Origin of the sequence: Streptomyces sp. SID9727 (assembly GCF_010550605.1) — a bacterium.
In the GTDB taxonomy this organism is placed as follows: domain Bacteria; phylum Actinomycetota; class Actinomycetes; order Streptomycetales; family Streptomycetaceae; genus Streptomyces.
The window spans coordinates 1-15,765 of the sequence record NZ_JAAGNI010000322.1; the positions used below are offsets into that span (position 1 = coordinate 1).

The 15,765-nt window shown below is 71.8% G+C and carries 13 protein-coding genes; 6 read left to right on the forward strand and 7 right to left on the reverse strand.

Features of this window, described 5'->3' with window-relative positions; translation table 11 throughout:
* On the forward strand, positions 1–968 hold a 968-nt coding region (locus G3I41_RS22065; RefSeq protein ID WP_164402140.1), incomplete at its 5' end, for a VWA domain-containing protein.
* On the opposite strand, the gene G3I41_RS22070 is transcribed toward G3I41_RS22065, so the two are convergent.
* From G3I41_RS22070 to aspS, 4 genes are all read right to left on the reverse strand, one after another.
* Complete coding sequence (locus G3I41_RS22070) at positions 917–2,113, reverse strand: HAMP domain-containing sensor histidine kinase (protein ID WP_164402141.1); 1,197 nt, start codon at positions 2,111–2,113, stop codon at positions 917–919. The two genes, G3I41_RS22065 and G3I41_RS22070, sit on opposite strands and share 52 nt — an antisense overlap.
* Positions 2,110–2,763 carry a response regulator transcription factor gene (locus G3I41_RS22075; protein ID WP_164402151.1) on the reverse strand — a complete coding sequence of 218 codons (654 nt, stop codon included), beginning with the start codon at positions 2,761–2,763 and terminating at the stop codon, positions 2,110–2,112. The genes G3I41_RS22070 and G3I41_RS22075 overlap by 4 nt, the downstream gene beginning before the upstream one ends.
* A gap of 99 nt (positions 2,764–2,862) precedes the next feature.
* Positions 2,863–3,684, reverse strand: a complete 822-nt coding sequence (locus G3I41_RS22080) for a L,D-transpeptidase family protein (RefSeq protein ID WP_164402142.1) — start codon at positions 3,682–3,684, stop codon at positions 2,863–2,865.
* A gap of 213 nt (positions 3,685–3,897) precedes the next feature.
* On the reverse strand, positions 3,898–5,679 hold the full coding sequence (gene aspS, locus G3I41_RS22085) for an aspartate--tRNA ligase (protein WP_164402143.1): 1,782 nt from the start codon (positions 5,677–5,679) through the stop codon (positions 3,898–3,900).
* Positions 5,680–5,830: 151 nt separating this feature from the next.
* Here aspS and G3I41_RS22090 point away from each other — a divergent pair, with 151 nt between their 5' ends.
* Positions 5,831–7,945 (forward strand): SpoIIE family protein phosphatase, encoded by a 2,115-nt coding sequence (locus G3I41_RS22090; RefSeq protein ID WP_164402144.1) that lies wholly within the window; start codon positions 5,831–5,833, stop codon positions 7,943–7,945.
* 173 nt (positions 7,946–8,118) lie between these two features.
* Here the strand turns inward: G3I41_RS22090 and G3I41_RS22095 are convergent, their stop codons facing one another.
* The 3 genes from G3I41_RS22095 to G3I41_RS22105 form a co-directional block, all read right to left on the reverse strand.
* Positions 8,119–9,180 (reverse strand): AI-2E family transporter, encoded by a 1,062-nt coding sequence (locus G3I41_RS22095; protein WP_164402145.1) that lies wholly within the window; start codon positions 9,178–9,180, stop codon positions 8,119–8,121.
* A 95-nt stretch (positions 9,181–9,275) separates the two neighbouring features.
* Positions 9,276–10,232 (reverse strand): pirin family protein, encoded by a 957-nt coding sequence (locus G3I41_RS22100; RefSeq protein ID WP_164402146.1) that lies wholly within the window; start codon positions 10,230–10,232, stop codon positions 9,276–9,278.
* A gap of 350 nt (positions 10,233–10,582) precedes the next feature.
* Complete coding sequence (locus G3I41_RS22105) at positions 10,583–11,023, reverse strand: SseB family protein (RefSeq protein ID WP_164402147.1); 441 nt, start codon at positions 11,021–11,023, stop codon at positions 10,583–10,585.
* A 148-nt stretch (positions 11,024–11,171) separates the two neighbouring features.
* On the opposite strand from G3I41_RS22105, the gene G3I41_RS22110 reads away from it, so the two are divergent.
* The 4 genes from G3I41_RS22110 to G3I41_RS22125 form a co-directional block, all read left to right on the forward strand.
* The gene (locus G3I41_RS22110; RefSeq protein WP_164402148.1) at positions 11,172–12,998 is read left to right on the forward strand and encodes an acyl-CoA dehydrogenase; all 1,827 of its coding nucleotides are present in this window, start codon (positions 11,172–11,174) and stop codon (positions 12,996–12,998) included.
* Positions 12,999–13,127: 129 nt separating this feature from the next.
* Positions 13,128–14,456: a M18 family aminopeptidase gene (locus G3I41_RS22115; protein WP_164402149.1), complete on the forward strand. Its 1,329-nt coding sequence runs from the start codon at positions 13,128–13,130 to the stop codon at positions 14,454–14,456.
* A gap of 112 nt (positions 14,457–14,568) precedes the next feature.
* Complete coding sequence (locus G3I41_RS22120; protein ID WP_164402150.1) at positions 14,569–14,787, forward strand: DUF6458 family protein; 219 nt, start codon at positions 14,569–14,571, stop codon at positions 14,785–14,787.
* Positions 14,788–14,898: 111 nt separating this feature from the next.
* The coding region (locus G3I41_RS22125) for an AfsR/SARP family transcriptional regulator (RefSeq protein WP_343242204.1) at positions 14,899–15,765 on the forward strand (867 nt) is incomplete at its 3' end.

Genomic DNA, 15,765 nt, shown 5'->3' on the forward strand with positions numbered 1-15,765 from the left:
CCGCCGCACCCGTGGCGGAGCCCGAGGCACCGAAGCCGGCCGCCGAGCCCGTCGCGGACCCCGAGCCCGTCGTGGCCACGGAGACCCCCGAGCCGGAGCCGGTCATCGCGAGCGAGAGCCCGGAGCCGGCGCCGGTCGCCGAGCCGGAGCCCATCGCGGCCCCCGAGCCGAAGGCGTCCGCCGAACCGGTCCCCGTCGCGGCCCCCGAGCCGGAGGCCGCCGCCCCCGCGCCGATCACCATCGACATGGACCCGGAGCCCGAGACGGTCGCGGCCGCCCCCGCCGCCCCCGGCAAGCCCGCGCTCTCCCTCGCCAAGGTCAAGGCGCGGGCGCCCGAGCTGGCGGGGGCGTACAAGGCGGCGCAGGCCGGGCTGAAGGCGCACGGGCTGACCGGGCTGCGCGCCACCGTCTACCTGGTCCTGGACCGCTCCGGCTCCATGCGTCCGTTCTACAAGGACGGCAGCGCCCAGCACCTGGGCGACCGCACGCTCGCGCTCGCCGCGCACCTGGACGAGAGCGCCACCGTGCGGGTCGTGTTCTTCTCGACCGACATCGACGGCACCGGCACGGTGGAGCTGGACGGCCACGAGGGCCGGATCGACGCGCTCAACGCGGACCTCGGCCGGCTCGGCCGGACGAACTACCACCGCGCGGTCGAGGAGGTCGTCGCGCACTACGAGAAGTCCGGGGCGACCGGCCCCGCGCTGGTGGTCTTCCAGACGGACGGACCCCCGGACGTCCGGCAGGCCGCCCGCCAGGCGCTCGACGCGGCGGCCCGGCTGCCGCTGTTCTTCCAGTTCGTCGCGTTCGGCGAGAAGGACGCCAAGGGCTTCGACTTCCTGCGGAAGCTGGACGCCCCGAACACCGGCTTCTTCCACGCCGGCCCCGCCCCCCGCGAGGTCCCTGACACCACGTTCTACCGTGAGCTGCTGGCCGCGCTCCCCGCGTGGGTGGCCACGCGTTCCTGAGACGCCGGCAGACGTACGGTCACGGCGAGCCCGCCCCCGGGGGCCGGCACCGCCGTGACCGTACCGTCGTGGGCCAGCGCGATGGACCGCACGATCGACAGGCCGAGGCCCGAGCCCGGCCCCGTCCGGTCCCTGCCCTCACCCCGGCGGAACGGCTCGAACAGCACGGGGATGTCCGCCGCGTCCACCTTGGGACCGGTGTTGCGGACCTCCAGCAGGACGCCGCCGCCGGCCGGGACCACCGACACGTCGACGCTTCCACCGGGCACGTTGTACGTCACCGCGTTGGCCAGCAGGTTCGCCACCAGCTGGGCCAGCAGCAGCCGGTTGCCGCGCACCGGGCAGGTCCGGGTGTCGAGCCGGACGCCCGGATGCCGGGCCGCCTCCTCCGCCGCCACCCGGGCCAGGTCCACCGGTTCCCGTTCGCTCTCGTCGAGTCCCCGCTCGCTGCGGGCCAGGACGAGCAGCCCGTCGATGAGCCGTTCGCTGCGCCGGTTGTTGTCCAGGAGCGTCTGCCGGGTGCGGTCCAGGTCCTCCGGCGTCGGGTCGTCCAGGCCGACCTGGATCGCCGTGCGCTGGGTGGCCAGCGGGGTGCGCAGCTCGTGCGAGGCGTTGGCGATGAACCGCCGCTGGCTGTCGAAGGCACGCTCCAGCCGGGCCAGCAGCGCGTCGAGTGTGTCTCCCAGCTCCTTCAGCTCGTCGTCGGGCCCGCTTGAGGCGATCCGTTCGTGGAGCGTGTGCGCGGAGAGCTTGCGCGCCTTGGCGGTCATGGTGTGGACGGGCCGCAGGACCCGGCCCGCCGTCCACCAGCCGACGCCCACCGCACAGGCCGTCATCACCAGCAGCGCGGCGGCGGACCAGATGAGCAGCTGGTGGCCGGCCGCGTCGCTGACGTGGTCGGTGAGGTCGTAGACGGTCGGCGGACCGAGCCGGCGGCGGCTGACGAGCGGACCGTTGACCGCGTAGCCGGGCTGGACGACGACGGCGGTGTCCGCGATGGCACGCGCCTGCGAATCCGTACCGGCGCGGGAGGCCAGGTTGACCGTGGCCAGCAGGGCCGTGCCGAGGACCAGGAAGACCCCGCCGTAGACGAGGGCGATGCGGGTCCTGATCGTGGAGTGCGGCAACCGGACCGGGGACTTCACAGTGCGTACCCCACGCCCTGCACGGTGCGGATCACGGCCGGCTCACCGAGCTTGCTCCGCAGCTTGCTCATGCAGACCCGGACGGCACCTGTGAAGGGGTCGGCGTTGGCGTCCCAAGCCCGTTCCAGCAGCTCCTCCGCGCTGACCGTCCCGCCGTCCGCCTCCAGCAGCAGCTGGAGCACGGTGAACTCCTTCGGCGACAGGTCCAGGTCCCGCCCGTCCCGCGTCGCCGACCGCCGTACGGTGTCGAGCCGGATGCCGAAGCGCTCCAGCTGCGGCGGTACCGGGCGGGCACTGCGCCGCCGCAGGGCGCGTACGCGGGAGACCAGCTCGGGGAACTCGAACGGCTTGCCCAGGTAGTCGTCGGCGCCCAGGTCGAGCCCGGCGACCCGGTCCTCCATCGACCCGGCGGCCGTCAGCATCAGGATCCTGGTCCGGGAACCGGAGGCGACGAGCCCGCGCGCCACGTCGTCACCGTGCACCCGGGGCAGATCGCGGTCCAGCACGACCACGTCGTAGTCGTGCAGCCCCAGGTACGCCTGCGCGGCATCACCGCTGTACACCGTGTCGACGGCGAAGCCGGCCCGCCGCAGCCCGGTGGCGACCAGCTCCGCGAGGATTTCCTCGTCCTCGGCGACCAGTACCCGCATCGTGATGTCCCTCGCCTCGTGCATGCGTGTCCACTCCCTCCCAGGATGCGTCCTTGATACGGGAAGGGAGGTTTCGCAAAGCTCTCCGGCCGGGGGGGTTCAGCGACCCAGCGACTCCGCGTCCCCCATCACGATGACGGGCCCCATGGCCGGGTCGAGGGCACCCAGGAGTTCCTTCATCCTGTCCTCGGTGACGGAGACGCAGCCCTGGGTCGGTCCTCCGTGGTCCACGTGCACCCAGATCCCACCGCCGCGCTCCTCGCCGAGCGGGCGGGTGAGGTCGAGCGGGGAGGTGCCGGGGAGGCGGTTGTAGTCGATGGCGACGACGTAGTCGAAGGACCCCTCCAGCGGCTCTCCGTGGAACCCCTCCCCGGTCACGGCGAAGTCCGGGCTCAGGTCGTACGGGAGCGCCGTGTCGGAGGGCGCGAGGCGCCCGCCCGCCGCGGTGAGGGTGAAGACTCCGACGGGTGAGCGCAGATCGCCCTCCCAGTGCTCCGCGGTCCAGCCGTTGAGGGCGTTGTGGGCGGGCCAGGGGCCCAGCGTGGCGCGCCAGCCCGGCCCGGCGGGCCCGTCCCGGGTGTAGAGGACGGCGGTCGACCGGTTGGAGTCCGCCGAGTCCCCGGTCACCACGAACGCCTGCCGCGCCGTGGCCGGGACCGCGGCCCGGGTCTTCGGCCCGAGGCCGGGCAGCTCCGTGGGCTGTGGGGAGGCCGCCGGAGCCGGCGACACGGGCGACGGCACCCTGGCGGCGGCCTCGGGCGGCCCCGGTACGCCGTTGATCCGTACCCGCTCCGTGGTGGCACCGCTCACGTCCGTACCGGCGAAGCCGCCCGCCCCGCAGCCGGCGAGCAGCGCGAGCAGGACCAGGGAGCAGACGACGTGCGGCAGGCGCAGGGGTGCGCGCGAAGGGGGCACGGGCACGGAGGGCTCCTCAGCAGTGGGTGCGCCGGTGTCGGCCCAGCCAGTCATTGCCGCCCACGTCACCGCCCAATCCGGGGCGGAGCCCATCCGGCCGTAGCCGTTCAGGTGATTCCTGTGCTTAATCGGAACCGCCCGGCGGCCCCTCGCCGCCCGTCACGCGAACAGCCCCCGGCCAGTGGCGGCCGGGGGCTGTTTCACGTGAAACGGGCAGGACTACTTCTGCGCGTCCTTCGCCGGCGCGGCCGGCTTGCGGAGCTGGATGTTGAGCTCGCGGAGGCGGGCCTCCTCCAGGACGGTGGGCGCGCCCATCATCAGGTCCTGGGCGTTGCCGTTCAGCGGGAAGGCGATCGTCTCGCGGATGTTCGGCTCGTCGGCGAGCAGCATCACGATGCGGTCGACGCCCGGGGCGATGCCACCGTGCGGCGGGGCGCCGAGGCGGAAGGCCTTGAGCATGCCCGCGAACTCCTTCTCGACCGTCTCACGGTCGTAGCCGGCGATCTCGAACGCCTTGATCATCAGCTCGGGCTCGTGGTTCCGGATGGCGCCGGAGGACAGCTCGATGCCGTTGCAGACGATGTCGTACTGCCAGGCGAGGATGTCCAGCGGGTCCTTCTCCTCCAGGTCCTTCAGGCCGCCCTGGGGCATCGAGAAGGGGTTGTGGGAGAAGTCGATCTTCCCGGTCTCCTCGTCCTTCTCGTACATCGGGAAGTCGACGACCCAGCAGAACCGGAAGACGCCCTCCTCGAAGTGGCCGGCCCGCTTGGCGGCCTCGACGCGGACGGCGGACATGATCTTGGAGACCTCGTCGAACTCGCCGGCGCCGAAGAAGACGGCGTGGCCCGGGACGAGCGACAGCCGCTCCGTGAGCGTCTTGACGTCGGCCTCGGTGAGGAACTTGGCGATCGGACCGGCCAGGGTGCCGTCCTCGCCGACGCGGACCCAGGCGAGGCCCTTGGCGCCGTGCTCCACGGCGTACTCGCCGAGGCCGTCGAAGAACTTACGGGACTGGCCCGCCGTGTCCGGCACCGGAAGGGCGCGGACGTGCTTGCCGGCGAACGCCTTGAACCCCGAGTCCGCGAAGACGTCGGAGATGTCGACCAGCTCCAGCTTGGCGCGCAGGTCCGGCTTGTCGTTGCCGTACTTCAGCATCGACTCGCGGAACGGGATGCGAGGGAACGGCGAGGTGACGTGACGGCCGTTACCGAACTCCTCGAAGAGCTCGGTCATCAGCTTCTCGATCGGCTGGAAGACGTCCTCCTGCTCCACGAAGGACATCTCGACGTCGAGCTGGTAGAACTCGCCGGGCGAGCGGTCGGCGCGGGCGTCCTCGTCGCGGAAGCAGGGCGCGATCTGGAAGTAGCGGTCGAAGCCGGAGATCATCAGCAGCTGCTTGAACTGCTGCGGGGCCTGCGGCAGCGCGTAGAACTTGCCGGGGTTCAGCCGGGACGGGACGACGAAGTCACGGGCGCCCTCGGGGGAGGTCGCGGTGAGGATCGGCGTCGCCATCTCGTTGAAGCCGAGGGCGACCATCTTGGAGCGGATCGCGGCGATCACGGCGGAGCGCAGCATGATGTTGCGGTGCATGCGCTCGCGGCGCAGGTCCAGGAAGCGGTACTCCAGGCGCCGCTCCTCGTTCACGCCGTCCTCGGCGTTGATCGTGAAGGGCAGCGGGCCGGCCTCGCCCAGCACCTCGACCTCGGAGACCTCGATCTCGATCTCACCGGTCGGCAGGTCCGGGTTGACGTTCTCGGCGCCGCGCGCGGAGACCTTGCCGTCGATCCGGACGACGGTCTCCTTGGTGAGCTTCGCCAGGGCCTCGTTGCCCGGCGTGCCGGGGCGGGCGACGAGCTGCACGAGCCCGTAGTGGTCGCGCAGATCGATGAAGAGGATGCCGCCCAGGTCTCGGCGATTGTGCAGCCAGCCGCTCAGCCGGACGTCGGTGCCGACGTCAGAGGCGCGGAGCTCGCCGCAGGTGTGGGACCTGTACCGATGCATCGTCGTTCATCCAGTCTTCGCGGTTGGGGGAGATTCAGCCCTCCCAGGCTACCGCCCGCGACCGGAGCGTTTCATTGTCATAGTCCGCATCAAGATCGTCCGCAGGGCCGCACCCGCGCCCTTGCCTGGCATGCCGGTTTAAAGTGGGGCAATGCGCACCGAGGACGTGCTGGCCGCGACCGCGACCGGGCTGTGGCGCTGGGACAACGGAGCCGGGACGGTCACGCTGGACGCGGAGGCCGCCCGCCTGCTGGAGCTGCCCGCCGAGCCCGGCGTCTTCCGCGAGTCGGAGGTCCGCTCCCGCTTCCACCCCGTCGACTGGAACGAGATCGCCGGGGTGATCAGCCTCGCCGTGGCCGAGGGCACCCTCGCGGAGGCCCGGCTGCGCATCGTGGACGGCAGCGGCCGGGTCCTGCGCACCGTGCGCAGCCGCTCCAAGCCGGTCCCGGCCGGCGAGGGCCGCCAGGACTACGTGCTCATCGGCACGCTCCAGGAGGTCGCCGAGCCCCCACCGGGCACCGTCGGGACGCACACCGCCATCACCGGCGACTGGCGGCGCTCCCGCGAGGCGTTCCTGCTGGACGCGGGGCGGGCCCTGGCGGAGGCCGGGTCCACTACAGAGGTGCTGCGGGTCGCCTACTCGCTCTCCATGCCGGGGTTCTCGCCGGACGGCCTCGCGGTCTTCGGCGTCGAGGGCGAGCGGCTGACCGTCGTCGGGCAGCACGGGCACTCCCTCAGCGACGAGGGGCCCTTCACCGACATGCCGCTGGACACGGATTACCCGGCGACCGAGGTCGTCCGGACGGGCCGGGCGATCTATCTGCCCACGCCCGAGGACTACCGGGCCCGCTACCCCGCCACCTGGCCGCTGGCGCAACGCTTCGGGCGCCGCTCCTGGGCCTTCCTGCCGCTGACCGTGTCCGGGCGCACGATGGGTACCTGGATGGCCGGATTCCGGCATCCGGTGGCGTTCTCGCCGGACGAGCGGTCGGTGCTGACGACCGTGGCCCGGATGCTCGCCCAGGCCCTGGCCCGGGCGGGCGCCGCCGACAGCGAGCGGGAGCTGTCGCTGGGCCTCCAGCGCACGATGATGCCCTCGCTCGGCCCGGACATCCCCGGGATGACCGTGGCGGCGCGCTATGTGCCGACGGGCGGCGGCCTCCAGGTCGGCGGCGACTGGTACGACCTGATCCCGCTGCCCAGCGGCCGCATCGCCCTCGTGATCGGCGACGTCCAGGGCCATGACGTGCGGGCGGCGGGTCTCATGGGCCAGCTCAGGATCGCGCTGCGCGCGTACGCCTCCGAGGGGCACCGCCCCGACGCGGTGCTGGCGCGCGCCTCGCGCTTCCTCTCCGGCCTCACCGATCCCGGCGCGGACGACGAGGCGACGGCCGCGCGGTTCGCGACCTGCCTGTACGCGGAGGCCGATCCGGAGACCGGGGTGCTGGACATCGCGCGGGCCGGCCACCCCGACCCCGTGGTGATGACCGCCGACGGAACCGCCGTCGTCCGGCAGACCGAGGGCGGGCTGCCCCTGGGCGTCGAGGCGGACGCGGACTATCCGACGACACGGATCGTCCTGGAGGCCGGGGAGACGATCATGCTCTGCACGGACGGGCTGATCGAGACCGGCGGACACGACCTCGCCTCCGGCTGGGTGCGGCTCCGGCCGATCCTGGAGCACCACACCGGCGACCTGGAGAAGCTGGCGGACGCGCTGGTGCAGGCGGTGCACGGGCCCGGCTCCCACTACACGACCGGGCCGCTCGCGGACCGGCGCGAGGACGATGTCGCGGTCCTGCTGCTGCGCCGTGAGGGCACCGACACGTCCCCGGCGGCGCCCCGGCGGACCGCGCTGTCCATCGCCCAGGCCGAACCGGAGCGGATCTCGACGGCCCGGCAGCTGCTGCGGGAGCTGCTGCACGACTGGGCGGACGCGGACCAGGTCGACGCGGCGGTGCTGCTGCTCTCCGAGGTCGCCACGAACGTGCTGGTGCACACGGACGGGGACGCGCTGATGGTCGCCCAGGCGACCGGGACGCCGGGGGAGCGGTGTCTGCGGGTGGACGTGTCCGACGGCAGCGACGAGCTGCCGCACAAGCGGCGGCCCGGCGAGATGGCCTCCAGCGGGCGGGGCCTGGTGCTGATGGAGATGCTCGCGCACAAGTGGGGGGTCGATCCGCGCGGAGCGGGCAAGTCGATCTGGTTCGAGCTGAACGAGGCCGAACACCCGGAACCGGCCTTCCCGGACCTGGAGCTGGATTAGGGCGTGTTTCGAAAGTCCCGCCTGTCCGGCGACGCCTGGCACGCACGCTCGCCGCGTTGTCGGGATCACCCCGATACAACCAGTATCGGGGCGACCCTCCGCCTTGCGATCGCACGCACCAGACGCCGCCGGACCCGCCCTGCGGGCGGACGGCGCTACTTTCGAAACACGCCCTAGACGCCGTCCTCCGGCGCGATCCGGCCGTTCCCGCGGAGTTCGCCGATGATGCCGAAGGCCGCCGCGCAGAGCGGGACGGCGAGCAGCATCCCGAGGATGCCCGCGACGCTCGCGCCCGCCGTCAGTGCGATGAGGATCATCGCGGGGTGCATCTGGACCGTACGGCTCTGGATCATCGGCTGAAGGATGTGGCCCTCCAGCACCTGGACGGCGAGGACCACGCCGAGCGCCCAGAGCGCGATCGCGAAGCCCCGGTCCGCGAGGGCCACCAGGACGGCGACCGCGCCGGAGATGAACGCGCCGAGGTACGGGATGTAGGCGCCGACGAGCACCAGTGCGCCGAGCCCCACCGCGCCCGGCACTCGCAGGATCAGCAGCCCGACCGTGATGCAGACGGCGTCGATCAGGGCGATGAGCGTCGTCCCGCGCATGAAGCCCTCGACGGCCTCGAAGGCCCGCCGGCCCATCGCCTCGACCATGTCGCCGGTGCCGCGCGGGGCGACGGTGTGGGCGAGGTGCGCGGCCCGGTCCGCGTCGCGCAGGAAGAAGAAGGTGAGCAGCAGGGCCAGGACGCTGGTCGCGACGAGGGAGCCGATGACGCTGATCCCGGTGAGGAGTCCGCCCGCCGCGCTCGCGCCGAACTTCTCGACCAGCTTGCGGCCACTGGCCTCCAGGTCGTTCACGTCGATGTCGTCCGCGACCTGGAAGTGGTCGACCACCCACTGCCCGGCGTCCTTCAGCGACTGGACGATCTGGTCACCGGTCTCCACGAGTGCGGCGACGACGATGTAGCCCGCACCGCCGACCACGGCGAGCAGCAGGGCACAGGTGACCGCGGCGGCCAGCGAACGGTTCACCCCGTGGGCGGTCATCCGCCGGTGGACGGGCCCGAGCAGCGCCGTACCGAGCAGGGCGAGCAGCACGGGCGTGACGGCGGTCTTGAGGGCGATGCACAGCCAGACGGCGACGGCGGCGACACCGGTGACCAGCAGGACGACACCGCACCAGGCGGCGGTCCGCCGGGCGCCCTCGGGCAGGAGTGGCTTCGGGGTCTGCACCCTTCCAGCCGATCACGGCCCGGCAGCGGTGTCCCGCCCGCGCCGCCGTACGAGTGACGGAGCGTCACACGACGGCGGCGGGGCGGGGACGCGGGTCACATGCCGTGGACGGCGGGCACGGTGCCGAGGCGGCCGGCCTGGAAGTCCTCGAACGCCTGCTTCAGTTCGGCCTGGCTGTTCATCACGAACGGCCCGTAGTGCGCCATGGGCTCGCGGATGGGGCGACCGCCGAGCAGGACGACCTCCAGGTCGGGGGTGTGCCCGTCCTGCTTCTCGTCGGCGCGCACGGTCAGCGAGGAGCCGGCGCCGAAGACGGCGGTCTGGCCCATGTGGACCGGCCGGCGCTCGGCACCCGCGGAGCCGCGCCCGGCGAGCACGTACGCGAGGCCGTTGAAGTCCTCACGCCAGGGCAGCGTCACCTCGGCGCCGGGGCGCACGGTGGCGTGGATCATCGTGATCGGGGTGTGGGTGATGCCGGGGCCCTCGTGGCCGTCCAGCTCACCGGCGATCACGCGGAGCAGCGCGCCGCCGTCCGGGGAGGCGAGCAGCTGGACCTGGCCGCCGCGGATGTCCTGGTAGCGCGGGGCCATCATCTTGTCGGCCTTCGGCAGGTTCACCCAGAGCTGGAGGCCGTGGAAGAGGCCGCCGGACATGACCAGGGACTCCGGCGGCGCCTCGATGTGGAGCAGCCCGCTACCCGCTGTCATCCACTGGGTGTCGCCGTTGCCGATGGTGCCGCCGCCACCGTGGGAGTCCTGGTGGATGAAGCTGCCGTCGATCAGGTAGGTCACGGTCTCGAAGCCGCGGTGCGGGTGCCAGGGCGTGCCCTTCGGCTCGCCCGCCGCGTACTCCACCTCACCCATCTGGTCCATCATGATGAACGGGTCGAGGTACTTGTAGTTGATGCCCGCGAAGGCGCGGCGGACGGGGAAACCCTCGCCCTCGAAGCCGCTCGGCGCCGTGGTCACGGCGAGCACGGGACGGGCCGCGGCGTCGCCGGAAGCGGCCACCTTGGGCAGGGTCAGCGGGTTCTCGACGGTCACTGCGGGCATGGGAGCCACCTCCGGGGGGACTGTTCTGCCATCAATTTAGTTGAACAGTGAACATCTTGCAAGGCGCTCCTCATTCCCGCGCGCCCCCGGACAGCCGGAAGGGGCCCGTACCGAGAGCGGTACGGGCCCCTTCCGGAAGCCTCGGGCCGGCGGATCAGCCGCCTGCGCGGCGTCTAGGGCGTGTTTCGAAAGTAGCGCCGTCCGCCCGCAGGGCGGGTCCGGCGGCGTCTGGTGCGTGCGATCGCAAGGCGGAGGGTCGCCCCGATACTGGTTGTATCGGGGTGATCCCGACAACGCGGCGAGCGTGCGTGCCAGGCGCCGCCGGACAGGCGGGACTTTCGAAACACGCCCTAGCCGTACATGCGGCGCATCGCGAAGTCGACCATCTGCTCGACGGCCTTCGCGTCGAAGACCATCCGGTGCTCGCCCTCCATGTCCAGGACGAAGCCGTAGCCGGTGGGCAGCAGGTCGATCACCTCGGCGCCGGTGATCACGAAGTACTTGGAGTCCTTGCCCGCGTACAGCCGCAGCTCCTTGAGCGTGGTGAACATCGGGATCACGGGCTGCTGGGTGTTGTGCAGCGCGAGGAAGCCCGGGTTGTCGCCCCGCGGACAGTAGACCTTCGAGGTCGCGAAGATCTGCTGGAAGTCCTCGGCGGCCAGCGAGCCGGTCGTGAAGGCCCGTACCGCGTCCCCCAGCGACGGCGGCGAGGGTTCGGGGTACAGCGGCTGCTCGCCGTAGCCGCCCCCCATCGGCTGCTGCGCGCCCTGGTTCTGGTCGTAGCCGTACATGGAACAAAGAGTAATCGGCCACATCCGGGGCTCGGGGGGTTGCGTCTTATTACTGGCGGGTAGCATCATCGGAGAGGTCACCTGATATGTCCGGGCCACCCCTCCACGGGGCGCTGCGCGCCACTGCTATTGATTACGGAGCCTTCCCATGGGGCACTACAAGTCGAATCTCCGCGACATCGAGTTCAACCTCTTCGAGGTCCTCGGACGCGACAAGCTGTACGGCACCGGACCGTTCACGGAGATGGACGTCGACACGGCGAAGAGCATCCTCGAGGAGGTCGCCCGCCTCGCCGAGAACGAGCTCGCCGACTCCTACGCGGACGCCGACCGCAACCCGCCGGTCTTCGACCCGGAGACCAGCACGGCGCCGGTCCCCGACTCGTTCAAGAAGTCGTACCAGGCGTTCATGGACTCCGAGTACTGGCGCCTGGGCCTGCCGGAGGAGATCGGCGGCACCACCTCGCCCCGCTCCCTGATCTGGGGTTACGCGGAGCTGCTGCTCGGCTCCAACCCGGCCGTCTGGATGTACTCCTCGGGCCCGGCGTTCGCCGGCATCCTCTTCGAGGAGGGCAACGAGGCGCAGAAGAAGATCGCCGAGATCGCCGTCGAGAAGCAGTGGGGCTCGACGATGGTGCTGACCGAGCCGGACGCCGGCTCGGACGTCGGCGCCGGCCGCACGAAGGCCGTCGAGCAGGAGGACGGCTCCTGGCACATCGAGGGCGTGAAGCGCTTCATCACCTCGGGCGAGCACGACATGTCGGAGAACATCCTCCACTACGTGCTGGCGCGTCCCGAGGGCGCGGGCCCGGGCACCAAGGGCCTCTCCCTCTTCCTGGTCCCGAAGTACCACTTCGACTGGACCACCGGCGAGCTGGGCGAGCGCAACGGCGTGTACGCGACGAACGTCGAGCACAAGATGGGCCTCAAGGCGTCCAACACCTGCGAGATGACGTTCGGCGACCGCCACCCCGCCAAGGGCTGGCTCATCGGCGACAAGCACGACGGCATCCGCCAGATGTTCCGCATCATCGAGTTCGCCCGCATGATGGTCGGCACGAAGGCCATCGCCACCCTCTCCACGGGCTACCTGAACGCGCTGGAGTACGCCAAGGAGCGCGTCCAGGGCACCGACCTGTCGCAGTTCATGGACAAGGCCGCGCCGAAGGTCACCATCACGCACCACCCCGACGTGCGCCGCTCGCTGATGACGCAGAAGGCGTACGCGGAGGGCATGCGCGCCCTCGTCCTCTACACCGCCTCCGTCCAGGACGCGATCCAGGAGAAGGAGGCCGCGGGCGAGGACGCCAAGGCGCTGCACGGCCTCAACGACCTGCTCCTCCCGATCGTCAAGGGCTACGGCTCCGAGAAGTCGTACGAGCAGCTGGCGCAGTCGCTCCAGACGTTCGGCGGCTCCGGGTACCTCCAGGAGTACCCGGTCGAGCAGTACATCCGCGACGCCAAGATCGACACCCTGTACGAGGGCACGACGGCCATCCAGGGCCAGGACTTCTTCTTCCGGAAGATCGTCCGCGACCAGGGCGCCTCGCTCAACGCACTCTCCGAGGAGATCAAGAAGTTCCTCGCGGGCGCCCAGGACAACGAGGAGCTGTCCGGTGCGCTGGACAGCCTCGCGAAGGCCGCGGTGGACCTGGAGGCGATCGTCGGCACGATGATCACCGACCTCACCGCGACCGGCGAGGACGTCAAGAACATCTACAAGGTGGGCCTCAACACCACCCGCCTGCTGCTGGCCTCCGGCGATGTCGTCGTCGGCTACCTGCTGCTCAAGGGCGCGGCCGTGGCCGCCGAGAAGCTGCCGACGGCCTCCGCGAAGGACGCCGCCTTCTACCGGGGCAAGATCGCCGCCGCGAAGTTCTTCGCCGCGAACGTCCTCCCGGGCGTCGGCGCCGAGCGCGCGCTCGCCGAGTCCGTCGACAACTCCCTGATGGAGCTGGACGAGTCGGCCTTCTAGGACCCGCCCCGCACATCCACCGGCCGCCGCCCCCACCATCCGTTCACGGGGGCGGCGGCCGCACGATGCCCGCGGTGGCCGGGGGGCGACGGGGAATCCTTTCGGCCACGTCTGGCTACAGTGAAGAACATGAGTTCCTCCCCCCGCTTCGACCGCGGGCACACCGACGATCTGATGGCCTTCCTGATGGCCTCCCCCTCCCCGTACCACGCCGTGGCGGCCGCCGCCGCGCGACTGGAGAAGGCCGGATTCCGGCAGGTGGAGGAGACCGCGGCCTGGGACGGAACCACGGGCGGCAAGTACGTTCTGCGCGGTGGCGCGATCGTCGCCTGGTACGTGCCGGAGGGTGCCGAGGCGCACACCCCGTTCCGGATCGTCGGCGCGCACACCGACTCACCGAACCTCCGGGTCAAGCCGCTTCCGGACACCGGGGCGTACGGCTGGCGCCAGGTCGCCGTGGAGATCTACGGCGGCACCCTGCTCAACACCTGGCTGGATCGCGACCTCGGTCTCGCCGGCCGGATCTCGCTCCGAGGGGGCACCTCCCAGGCCGCCGGGCCTGGGGGAGGCACGCACCGGCTCGTCTCCATCGACCGCCCGCTACTGCGCGTACCGCAGCTCGCCGTGCACCTGGACCGGTCGGCCAACACCGACGGGCTCAAGCTGGACCGGCAGAAGCACATGCAGCCGATCTGGGGGCTCGGGGACGTCGAGGAGGGCGACCTCATCCGGTTCGTCGCCGAAGAGGCGGGCGTCGACGCCGAGGACATCACCGGCTGGGACCTGATGCCGCACCCCGTCGAGCCGCCGTCCTACCTGGGCCGCGACCGCGAGCTGGTGGCCGGTCCGCGCATGGACAACCTCCTCTCGGTGCACGCGGCCACCGCCGCGCTGGCCGCCGTCGCCGGACAGCCCGACGCCGAACTGCCCTGCATCCCGGTGATGGCCGCCTTCGACCACGAGGAGAACGGCTCGCAGTCGGACACCGGCGCGGACGGGCCGCTGCTCGGCACGGTCCTGGAGCGCTCGGTCTTCGCCCGCGGCGGGGGTTACGAGGACCGCGCCCGCGCCTTCGCCGGCACGGTCTGCCTCTCCTCCGACACCGGCCACGCGGTCCACCCGAACTACGCGGAGCGCCACGACCCCACGCACCACCCGGTCGTGAACGGCGGGCCGATCCTCAAGGTCAACGTCAACATGCGGTACGCCACCGACGGCGGTGGCCGGTCCGTGTTCGCCGCGGCCTGCGAGAAGGCGGGCGTGCCGTGGCAGACGTTCGTCTCCAACAACGCGATGCCCTGCGGCACGACGATCGGCCCGATCACCGCCGCCCGGCACGGCATCAAGACCGTCGACATCGGCGTCGCCATCCTGTCCATGCACAGCGCCCGCGAACTGTGCGGCGCGGACGACCCGTACCTCCTCGCGAACGCGCTGGCGGCGTTCCTGGCCGGCTGATCCCCTGGGCGGGGGCCCCTGTCAATCTCCCGCCCAGGCATGCCCGTTACCGGGCCGGGTACGCGCTCCATACACGGCCCGGAGGTCCCGGGCCGCCTGGGAGGCGGAACTCATGGGACTCGGCGGATGCATTCTCCTCATCGGCGCGGGGGCGATCCTCGCCTTCGCGACCGACTGGCAGCTGGACACGGTCAACGTCGACCTGGTCGGCTGGATCATGATGATCGTCGGCGTCATCGGCGTCTTCGTCTACGCGAGCGTCATCCGGCGCCGCCGCATGGTCGTGCCGCCCACCACGACGGTCGTCTCCGACGACGAACGGCACCTGTGACCGGGGGCGATCCGGCCACACCCCCGGAACACCACGGCGGAATCCCCGATATTCTGGGCGCTTGTCCGTGACCCGGAACCGGGCGCGTCAGACCCGGAAGGGGAGCCGCTCGTGGAGTTCCGGCTGCTCGGCACCGTCTGCGTCGACACGCTGACCGGGCCGCTGCCCCTCGGCCCCGCCAAGCGCCGCAGCCTGCTCGCGGCCCTGCTGCTGAGCGCCAACACCCCCGTGTCCATGGCCCGGCTGACCGACTGTCTGTGGGACGAGGAGCCTCCGCTCCACGCCCGCACGGTCGTCCAGGGCCATGTCTCCCGCCTGCGCGCCCTGCTGGTCGGCGCGGACGCGCGGGCGTACGGGGTGGAGCTGGCGACGCTCGGCGACGCGTACGTGCTCCGGGCGCCCGAGACCCTGCTGGACTCCCAGCGGTTCGAGGAACTGCTGATGCTGGCCCGGGAGCAGCGGGGCCCCGCCGACACGGTGCTGATGCTGAAGGAGGCCCTGTCGCTCTGGCAGGGGCCCGCCCTCACCGGCACCTACGCCAGCACCCCGCTCCAGGCGGCCGCCCACGCGCTGGAGGAGTCCCGCCTCTCGACGGTCGAGCAGCTGGCCGGCGCCTACGGGGAGCTGGGCGAGCACCACCGCGCCGCGGCGGCCCTCCGTGCGGAGGCCGTCGCCCACCCCCTGCGCGAATCCCTGGCGGCGGCCCTGATGACCGCGCTCCACCGCTCGGGCCGCCAGTCCGAGGCGCTGGACTGCTTCCACCGCACCCGCCGCCTGCTCGCGGACGAACTGGGCATCGACCCGGGCCGCGAGCTGGCGGACGCGTACGCGCGCATCCTGCGCGGGGAGGGCGGGCCCGTCGCTCCCGCGCACACCGTCGGGGCCGGGGGCCCGGGCACACCGCAGGCCGGTCCGCCGCTGTCCGAAGCGGCGTCCGGCAGGGCGCAGGCCTCCACCAGGACCAGCACCTCGCGGGCC